The 1,552-nt window shown below is 68.6% G+C and carries 1 protein-coding gene; it reads left to right on the top strand.

Annotated elements, in window-relative coordinates:
- On the top strand, positions 1-1,552 hold a 1,552-nt coding region (locus tag ACFUJR_RS39225; protein ID WP_383181699.1), incomplete at both ends, for an amino acid adenylation domain-containing protein.

Here is a 1,552-nt window from a genome sequence, read left to right as displayed (position 1 = left end):
ACTCATGCCCGACCACCCGGCCTATGTCATCTACACCTCCGGAACCACCGGCCGACCCAAGGGAGTGGTGGTCAGCCACGGCGCCATCGTCAACCGTCTGCTGTGGATGCGCGACGCGTTCGGCGTGGTGGCCGAGGACCGGGTGCTGCACAAGACCCCGACCGGCTTCGACGTCTCGGTCTGGGAGTTGTTCCTCCCTCATCTGGCAGGCGCCACACTGGTGGTGGCCAGACCGGAGGGACACAAGGACCCGGCGTATCTGGCTGGACTGATCCAACAGCAGCACGTCACGATGACCCATTTCGTGCCATCGATGCTGCGCGCGTTCCTGGACGAGCCGCGGGCGGCTCGGTGCACCAGTCTGCGCGCCGTGGTGTGCAGCGGTGAGGCACTGCCCCGCGAGCTCGCCGGACGCTGCCACGACACGCTGCCCGCCGCCCTGCACAACCTCTACGGTCCCACCGAAGCCGCGGTCGACGTCAGCTGCTGGGAATGCGAGCGTGGTGCCGACGGCCCGGTCCCGATCGGGCACCCCGTATGGAACACCCGTCTCTATGTCCTGGACACCGCCCTGCGTCCCGTACGGACTGGAGTACCCGGCGAGCTCTACCTGGCCGGTGTCCAGCTGGCCCAGGGCTACCTCGGCCGCTCCGCCCTCACCGCCGAGCGGTTCGTGGCCGACCCCTACGGATCACCGGGAAGCCGCATGTACCGCACCGGCGACCTGGTGCGCCGACGAGCGGACGGCGCTGTCGAATACCTCGGCCGGACCGACCACCAGGTCAAGATCCGAGGCTTCCGCATCGAACTCGGCGAGATAGAGACAGTCCTGGCGGGGCATCCCGATGTCGCCGCCTGCGCTGTCATTGCCCATCCCACTGCGAGTGGTGGGCGGCAACTGGTCGCGTACGTAGTAGCGGCCGCCGGCCGGTCTCCCGGCCACGACGCCCTGCACGCGCATCTGGCCGCCGTGCTGCCGGACTACATGCTGCCGTCGTCCTATACAGCCCTCGAGGCCCTTCCGGTCACCGTCAACGGCAAACTCGATCACAGGGCGCTGCCCGCACCCGACCTGGCAACCGGAACCGGCCGCGGCCCGCGCACCGCGCTCGAAGAGCTGCTGTGCCGCCTCTACTCGGAGGTCCTGGGTGTGGCGCAGGTCGGGATCGACGACAACTACTTCGCGCTCGGCGGCGACAGCATCACCTCCGTCCAGCTGGCGAACCGTGCCCGGCAGGCAGGGGTGGAGTTCACTCTGAAGGACGTCTTCACCTGCCCGACCATCGCAGCCCTGGCAGAGGTCTGCCGTGAGACGGGGCCCGCGTCCCTCACCCCCGCCGACTACCGGCTTCCGGAGCGGCCCACTCCCTCCGACCTCCCACTCGTCACGGTCGACCAGGCGGAACTCGACGAACTGCTCAGGACGTATCCAGGTGCCGAGGAGATCCTGCCGCTGTCCCCGCTGCAGGAGGGGATTCTCTTCCACTCTCTGTACGACGGTGGCGTCTCCGACGTCTACACCTCACGGATCCGACTGGACCTGGAGGGCCCG

The organism is Streptomyces sp. NPDC057271, from assembly GCF_042668715.1.
In the GTDB taxonomy this organism is placed as follows: domain Bacteria; phylum Actinomycetota; class Actinomycetes; order Streptomycetales; family Streptomycetaceae; genus Streptomyces.
This window is presented reverse-complemented; position numbering and strand designations above follow the sequence as displayed.